This is a genomic window from Candidatus Cloacimonadota bacterium, assembly GCA_011372345.1.
In the GTDB taxonomy this organism is placed as follows: domain Bacteria; phylum Cloacimonadota; class Cloacimonadia; order Cloacimonadales; family TCS61; genus DRTC01.
Window position 1 is genome coordinate 1 of record DRTC01000386.1, and the last position, 7,610, is coordinate 7,610.

At 36.0% G+C, this 7,610-nt stretch carries 9 protein-coding genes; all 9 read right to left on the reverse strand.

Going from position 1 to position 7,610, the window contains the following annotated elements; translation table 11 throughout:
• On the reverse strand, window positions 1-1,514 hold a 1,514-nt coding region (locus ENL20_07555; GenBank protein ID HHE38415.1), incomplete at its 3' end, for an amino acid permease.
• A 98-nt stretch (window positions 1,515-1,612) separates the two neighbouring features.
• A complete protein-coding gene (locus ENL20_07560) occupies window positions 1,613-2,680 on the reverse strand; it encodes a peptide chain release factor 1 (GenBank protein ID HHE38416.1) in 1,068 nt (355 codons plus the stop codon).
• The gene (locus ENL20_07565) at window positions 2,677-3,660 is read right to left on the reverse strand and encodes a DUF1385 domain-containing protein (protein ID HHE38417.1); all 984 of its coding nucleotides are present in this window, start codon (window positions 3,658-3,660) and stop codon (window positions 2,677-2,679) included. Before ENL20_07565 ends, ENL20_07560 begins: the two co-directional genes overlap by 4 nt.
• Before the next feature lie 285 nt (window positions 3,661-3,945).
• Window positions 3,946-4,155: a 50S ribosomal protein L31 gene (locus ENL20_07570; protein ID HHE38418.1), complete on the reverse strand. Its 210-nt coding sequence runs from the start codon at window positions 4,153-4,155 to the stop codon at window positions 3,946-3,948.
• A 129-nt stretch (window positions 4,156-4,284) separates the two neighbouring features.
• The gene (locus tag ENL20_07575) at window positions 4,285-4,692 is read right to left on the reverse strand and encodes a hypothetical protein (GenBank protein ID HHE38419.1); all 408 of its coding nucleotides are present in this window, start codon (window positions 4,690-4,692) and stop codon (window positions 4,285-4,287) included.
• Window positions 4,667-5,143 carry a hypothetical protein gene (locus tag ENL20_07580; protein HHE38420.1) on the reverse strand — a complete coding sequence of 159 codons (477 nt, stop codon included), beginning with the start codon at window positions 5,141-5,143 and terminating at the stop codon, window positions 4,667-4,669. Before ENL20_07580 ends, ENL20_07575 begins: the two co-directional genes overlap by 26 nt.
• 32 nt (window positions 5,144-5,175) lie before the next feature.
• On the reverse strand, window positions 5,176-6,615 hold the full coding sequence (locus ENL20_07585) for a TldD/PmbA family protein (protein HHE38421.1): 1,440 nt from the start codon (window positions 6,613-6,615) through the stop codon (window positions 5,176-5,178).
• 85 nt (window positions 6,616-6,700) lie between these two features.
• Window positions 6,701-6,889: a hypothetical protein gene (locus tag ENL20_07590; GenBank protein HHE38422.1), complete on the reverse strand. Its 189-nt coding sequence runs from the start codon at window positions 6,887-6,889 to the stop codon at window positions 6,701-6,703.
• Window positions 6,889-7,275 (reverse strand): GxxExxY protein, encoded by a 387-nt coding sequence (locus ENL20_07595; protein ID HHE38423.1) that lies wholly within the window; start codon window positions 7,273-7,275, stop codon window positions 6,889-6,891. Before ENL20_07595 ends, ENL20_07590 begins: the two co-directional genes overlap by 1 nt.
• Between the last annotated feature and the right edge of the window lie 335 nt (window positions 7,276-7,610).

Here is a 7,610-nt window from a genome sequence, read left to right on the forward strand (position 1 = left end):
AAAAGAGTAAAGATTTCTTCTTTATCTATCTCGATTTCAGGAGAAACATTTTCCGAAATTATTTCAAAAAGCTGATCGATTCCAAGAGGTCCATGTAAATCTAATATTTTTGCATTTTTAACCAGTTTATCAAATTTATCAGGTTTGATATTATCCCGGTCACACAAAATATCCCTGAATTCTGTTTCCAAAATATGATCTGTTAACCTGTTATCGGTTATTCTTTTCAGCAAATGCAAAAGCGCATATTCACCAGCATATTTCTTTCTCCCGTAAAACATGTAAAAACTCACACTAATTAACAGAAAAGCAAGGCTGATCTCGATCGCTTCGAGCCCAAGATCGATAATGAAAAACGAAAAAATAAGAATTCCAAAAATTTGCATCCAGGGATATAAAGGTGCTTTAAAACTCGGTCTGTAATTCTTCAATTTGCTTTCTCTTAAGATAATTACTGCTAGATTAGTCAGAACATAAGCAGTTAAAATTACAACGGAAGCAGCTTTTACTAACATTTCCAAAGGTAGTAGTAAAGCCAGAATAATAAATAATCCGGTGATGAGGATCGAGAGAACAGGTGTTTTAAATCTTTTGTTGACTTTGCTGATAGCATTCGGCAGAAGATTATCTCTGCTTAAAGCCAACGGATAGCGAGATGCGGACATTATTCCGGCATTTGCGGTGGTGATAAAAGCTAATAAAGCTGCAATCGTGATGATGATAAATCCGGGAGTTCCGATAATGTTCTTGGCTGCATCCGCAATCGGTGTAAGTGAACCGGAAAAAATCGTAGTCGGTAAAACTCCAACTGTCACAATAAGGATTAAAGTATAGATAATAGTTACAGCAATTACTGAAAAGATCATACCGAAAGGAATATTCTTTTTGGGATTTTTAACTTCTTCCGAAACACTGGCAACTTTTAATAATCCGCCAAAAGAAATGAAAATAAAACCTGCTGTGACAAAGATGGGATTAATACCATTGGGAGCAAAAGGGGAAAAATGAGATGTATTTATTTTGGAAAATCCGAAAATTATATATAAGACCATCAGGATTAATAAACCGGAAACAAGTGAAACCTGGAATTTTGCTGCTTCTTTTACTCCGACAGAATTCAATACAACAAAAAAGACGCAAACAAGAATTGAAGAAATAAAGGTTGGGAATCCGGTGACGATAAATATTAGTTCCGATATACCGAATATGGCGAAAGCACTTTTCAGTGATAAGGCAAACCAGCTTAAAAAGCCCGAGATAGTACCGATAAACGGTCCTAAACTCCTGTTGATAAAATAGTAATCACCACCTGCTTTGGGCATCGCTGTAGAAAGTTCGACAATACTGAAAATCCCGATTAAAGCCAAAATCCCGGCTAGAAAATATGAGATAAATACTGCTGGTCCGGTGCGAGCAAAAGCAAGTCCGGGTAAGATAAAAATTCCGGAACTTATCATTGCACCTGTGGCAATGCTGAAAACATCGAAGAAATTTAATCCTTTTTTTAGCTTCATTTTAATATTTAGATCAATCTTTTTTATTTCTGTTTTTTGAATTTTTCTTTTGTTTCATTGAGATTTATTTGTCATTTGTTTTTTGTTATCTGGGATTTTCATTTTTGTAACTTTTCATTCTTATAAGCAATCCTCAAAGCATCGATAAATTCATCCAATTCACCTGTCAAAATATTATTCAATTTATAAGAAGTCAAATTAATTCTGTGGTCTGTTACTCTGGATTGAGGAAAATTATAGGTTCGAATTTTAGCGCTTCTATCTCCTGTACCAACTTGAGATCTTCTGGAATTAGCAATTTCTGCTTCCTGCTTGGCAATTTCCAGATCGAGTAAACGGGAACGCAAAACCTTCATTGCTTTATTTTTATTTTTCAGCTGGGATTTCTCATCCTGGCAGATCACGACCATTCCGGTTGGAAGATGCGTAATTCTGACAGCAGAATCGGTTGTATTCACACTTTGTCCGCCATGACCGGAAGAGCGATAAACATCGATCTTCAATTCTTTTTCATTGATCTCGACATCGACATCATCGGCTTCGGGAAGGACAGCAACACTGATCGCAGAAGTATGGATACGACCTTGAGATTCGGTTTCAGGAACTCTTTGAACGCGATGAACTCCGCTCTCAAAACGCATTGTTCCATAAACATTCTCACCGGTAAGAGAAAAAACAACCTCTTTAAATCCTCCTACTCCGGTTGGATTGGAAGAAATTACAGATTGCTTCCATTTTTTTTTTTCAGCAAAATAAGAATACATTCGATAAAGATCAGCAACGAACAAAGCAGCCTCTTCCCCGCCTGTTCCTGCTCTGATTTCGACAATCACATCTTTCTCATCATTCGGATCTTTTGGAGAAAGGAGTTCTTTCAACTTTTCATTCTTTTCTTCCAGTTCGAGCATTAATTCCTGATTTTCTTCCAAAAATAAAGTCTTTAATTCCTCGTCCTTTTCAGTATTCAGCAGTTTTTCATTTTCAGAAATAGAAAATTCAAGTTCTAATTTTTCATCATAACAATTTAAGATTTCTTCCAGTTCCTTAAATCTTTTTGAGATTTTACTGTAATATCTCCTATCAGCCATTTTGGAAGTATCGTAAATATCAAGTTTCAGATTGTTATATTCTTCTCTTAATGACTTGATCTTTGCTTCCGGGATCATTTTTCATCCTCAATAAATTTCAGGTTTTGATATTCTGAAATATCCATTTCCAGAGCACATTTCATAGCAATTACAGCCACTTCTATTTGCTCGTTATCAGGTGGTTGAGTCGTTATTCTCTGCAAAGCAAGTCCGGGAGCAGTCATGATCTTAACCAAAGGGTGATTGATATTTTTACCGGAAAGTTTCAGCACTTCATAAGAAATTCCCGAAATGAAAGGCATCATCAAAAAATGATAACCAAGCCTAACCAGAACAGACGGAACACCGAAATATTTAGCAACGACAGTATCGACGATGGAAAAGATCAAAATAGCGATAAGCAGCACGAAAAATATAAAACTTGTACCACAACGCGGATGTAAAGTAGAAAATTTCTGCACATCATTGGATTTTAAATTACTGTTATTTTCATAAGCATAAACAGATTTATGTTCCGCACCGTGATATTGGAAAATCCTTTTCACATCTTTCATCATCCCGATCAACCAGATATATAAAACAAAAAAAATAATCCTGATCGTACCTGCAAAAAGATTAAAATAGATATTCTCTTTGGCAAGCTTCATCCATTCAGCGATCTGGTACGGCAGGAAAGCAAAAAGCAGGAAAGCCAGTCCGAAAGCAAAGACATAACTGAAAAATTCTTCTATCTTTTTACGGGATTCAGATTTTTCTTTTTTCTTTTTTTTCCCATTTTCCTTTTCTTCTTCTTCCCAATCCAGTTCTGCTCTTTTCGCAGAAAAAGTTAAGGATTTAAATCCGATGATCATCATCTCGATCAGGGAAATAAAACCACGAATTATCGGAAATCCTAAAAATTTATTGTTTTTGGTAACACTGATAAATTTCTGTTTTTTTAACTCAATTTTTTTATTTTTTCTTCTGATCGCTGTTGCCAGATATTCCGGTCCTCGCATCATCACACCTTCGATGACTGCCTGACCTCCAACCATTATTTCTTTTTTCTTTTCATTCATTTATTTTTCCTTATTAATGATCAATGAATCAATCTTCACTGTGTTAAGCTTTGACAAACAGAACTAACAAAACGAATAATTGATATGTCATTATGAGTTCTTCTTCGTGCTTCTCACACGAAGAATCTACGGCATCGATTTATTATCAAACCTAAAGCCGGAGATCCTCTTAAGATGCTACTGAAAGAAATCTCGGAATGACAGATTTACTAAATTGGCTTCTCTGCTAAAAAAAAACACCACAACGCATTTTACATACAGTTGTGGTGCTTAAAAATTTTTGCTCTAACTTTCTTTTTTCACATTATATTTTTTATTGAATTTTTCAATCCTACCGGCTTTGGAAATCGCTCGTTGTTTTCCGGCATAAAAGGGATGACAATTTGAACAAATCTCGACATTCAAGGTTTTGCTGGTCGATCTTGTTTCAAATTCATTCCCGCAGGCACATTTGACAGTTACCTTATTGTATTTTGGATGAATTCCCTTTTTCATCATCTATCTCCTATTTTTCATTAAACTTACATTCAGCCGTGACATCTTTTTCAGGAACAAATTGCTGTCAATGATTTTGTGTGGAAACATCTTAACCGCGAAAACACGAAAAACTCGAAAATGAATTATTTAATTATACAATGAAAGAATGAATCTCACATCCTCATTGATCTCATAACATTTTGTTTTCCTGTCCTTGAAAGAGTCGGCTAAAGCTTCGAAAGAATCACCTTCATAAACAAAACCTTCTTCTAAAAATATAGCATAAAAGTCAGGAGTTTTATCAGCTCGTGTTTTATAGCAGTAAAGTATTATTTCCGCATCATCAAAAAATTGATTTTCGGTCGGCACCATCTTCCTGAATGCTTTACGAAGGTCTTTGATATCTTCTACTGCCATTTCCTGCTTATTCACCAAAATTCTCTCATACATCGGCAGTTTTATTCCTCTTCTGGATGAGCAGGATATAAGAACACTGACGATCAGTAAAAAGAGAAGAAAGACAGGTTTTCTAAGATTCAGGATTATCTTCTTCATCTTTTCTTTGAAATGATCTGATTATTATCCAGATTCCAAAAAGGATTATGAGTATGGGCCAGCCGATCGAGATAAAATGGGTGAATTTTCTGGTTCCGGTCAGGATCAGGATAATTCCGGGAATCAGGGGCCACCAATGAGTTTTTCCTCTATAGATCAGATCAATTACATAAATTGCTACAAAACCGATTCCCAAACCGAATGAACCAAAATCTCTGAATCCTATTAAGTGAGTTCGACCTCCAGTCAAACCAATACTTAATAAAAGACAACCGGGGATCAACAAACCATAACTTTTATTACTGAGATAGCCTGCTAAAAAGAAACCTCCCATAAGAATCGGGAAAATACTGATATTATGAAAAACGCGTTGTTTTAGACCGATAATCAAGATTCCGAGAATTATCAGGAAAAATCCGGAAACAAAATTATTTTTAGTTTTTTCAGACATTCATTGACCTTTTCTCGACTTGCAAAGTCGAGTTACGCTTTCACATTACAAACGACATTTTTGAATCGCGTGGGAGCAACTCCGTGTGAAAGATGCATTATTTGTCCGGGTTCACCTTTTCCGCAATGGAAAGTGCCGTGAAATTCCCATTCTTCAGAACCGCATATTCCGTTGCATGCTCCCCAGAATTCCGGAGTAATGCCGTAATAAGTCGGTTCTTTCACAATATTTTTCAATTCACCGTTCTCGATTCGCCAGCCGATTTCGGTCGTGAACTGAAAATTGTTGCGGTTATCATCAATACTCCAGGTTTTCGTAAAATCAATGAAATAGCCATGTTCTGTCGATTTGATCAGATCATCGAGAGAGCCTTTTCCGGGAGCAAGACAGAAATTTGTCATCCTGATGAGCGGAATATCATCAGCATAAGAAGCCATCATATTGGAACTTGGTTGAATTCCAAGCAAAGCAGCAGTTTCCTGCGAAGTCTGTTGATCGACTAGAATCCCGTTTTTCACGATATCGACAGTTGCTCCGGGAGTTCCTTCATCATCAACGAGATGAAATCCCATTCCGCCCTTATTTTTGCTGTCACTGTAAATATTGACGATTCCCGAACCGTATTTAAAGTTCCCGAGCATTTTTGGTTTGATAAAAGTCTTTCCAGCATAAGAAATTTCTTTCCCGAAAATCCTGTCCGCTTCGGTTGCGTGTCCGGCAGATTCGTGAAGCTGCAGAGCAAGATGACTTCCACCAATGATTATATCCGCTCTTTCCTCTTCGATACGAGGTGCATCCAATAATTGAATTGCTTCGGAGATGATCTTATCCGTATTTTCTTCCATCTTTACATTCCTGACGATCTCGAATCCACCTCTTCTGCCATTCATCTGCCCAGGATAAGTTCTGCACATTGTTTCCTGTCCATCAGAAGCAAGCACATACATCATTGGCATCGTGTCATAAACGAGAGAATCAACAAAAGTTCCTTCAGTATTAGCATATATCTTGAATTGTCTGTAGAATTCTGTGTAAACATTTGAAAAGACGATCTTCTCATTACCAACCAGTTTTTTGGCAATCCTTTCATGAAAGTCGATTTTGTATTTGTTATCCATAAAAAACGGATCTTCTTCCGGTTTGAATAAATAACTGTCTCTGATCGGCTGTATTTTTTTATAGATAGCTTTTTCTTTCCTGAACCGGCTTCCGATCTTGGCGTTGCTTATTGCTTTTTTTATAGCTTTCTCGATTGATAGATTGTTCAAAACAGTTGTTCCTGCAAAACCCCAGCAACCATTAATCAGAACTCTGATCCCTAGTGCAGATGAATCGAGTTCCGAACCGAAATGTTTTAAATCTCCGTTTTCAAAATAGATCTGCTGATTATCTGTGGAAGTAAAACGGACATCAGCAAAAGTTACTTCCGGTAGGTCTAATTTATTGATAACATCGTAAACTAATTTTTTCATCTATTCTCCTTTTGTTATTCACGGATTTTTTGCTCACGGATTACGCGGATGAACACGGATAAAAGAAAAATTAATATAAAAGTTATCATATCCTTAAGTTATTTTTCCATAAACCATTTACTTTCTTATCTGTGCTTTTCCGTGTAAATCCGTGAGTCATTTTTCCATGAGCTATCGTTTTCTTATCCGTGATTTTCGTTGCAAATCCGTGAGCCATTTTTCCATGAGCTATCGTTTTCTTATCCGTGCTTTTCCGTGCAAATCCGTGAGCCATTAAAACTTATATTTCTTGTATTTATTATCAAATATTTTTCTTTTGAATTCCGGTTCTTTTCCAAAATTGAATAATAATCCTACTTCATATTTAGTTGCAGTCAGATAATTAAGAAGTTGGGCTTCATCTTGTTTGGAAAGATGTTTTATCGCCTTGAGTTCGACTAATATTTTATTTTCAACAATTATATCTGCTACATAATCTCCAATTATTTGATCTGCATAAAATACTTTTATTTGAACTTGACTCATACAATTCAAACCCATTTTTCTTAATTCGATCAACATTGCTTTTTCATAAACTTTTTCTAAAAATCCATAACCGAGTGTGTTGTAAACAGTATAAAAAGCTTTGATTATTTTTTCGGATAATTCTGCATATTTCATCGTAAATCCTTTTTTTGCTCACGGATCACACGGATGAACACGGATAAAAGAAAAAATAAAATAAAAAGTTATTATATCCGTAAGTCATTTTTCCATAAGCCCTTTATTTTCTTATCCGTGCTTTTCCATGCAAATCCGTGAGTCATTTTTCCATGAGCTATCGTTTTCTTATCCGTGATTTTCGGTGCAAATCCGTGAGCCATTTTTCCATGAGCTATTGTTTTCTTATCCGTTTAATCCGTGAAATCTGTGAGCCATTTTTCCATGAGCTATCGTTTTCTTATCCGTTTAATCCGTGAAATCTGTGAGCCATTATTCCCTGAGCTATCGTTTTC

Excerpts from the sequence above, each read along its gene's own strand:
- ENL20_07560 (HHE38416.1), bottom strand. The coding sequence starts at position 2,680 with ATGATCCCGGAAGCAAAGATCAAGTCATTAAGAGAAGAATATAACAAT.
- ENL20_07565 (HHE38417.1), bottom strand. The coding sequence starts at position 3,660 with ATGAATGAAAAGAAAAAAGAAATAATGGTTGGAGGTCAGGCAGTCATC.
- ENL20_07570 (HHE38418.1), bottom strand. The coding sequence starts at position 4,155 with ATGAAAAAGGGAATTCATCCAAAATACAATAAGGTAACTGTCAAATGT.
- ENL20_07575 (HHE38419.1), bottom strand. The coding sequence starts at position 4,692 with ATGAAGAAGATAATCCTGAATCTTAGAAAACCTGTCTTTCTTCTCTTT.
- ENL20_07580 (HHE38420.1), bottom strand. The coding sequence starts at position 5,143 with ATGTCTGAAAAAACTAAAAATAATTTTGTTTCCGGATTTTTCCTGATA.
- ENL20_07585 (HHE38421.1), bottom strand. The coding sequence starts at position 6,615 with ATGAAAAAATTAGTTTACGATGTTATCAATAAATTAGACCTACCGGAA.
- ENL20_07590 (HHE38422.1), bottom strand. The coding sequence starts at position 6,889 with ATGGCTCACGGATTTGCACGGAAAAGCACGGATAAGAAAACGATAGCT.
- ENL20_07595 (HHE38423.1), bottom strand. The coding sequence starts at position 7,275 with ATGAAATATGCAGAATTATCCGAAAAAATAATCAAAGCTTTTTATACT.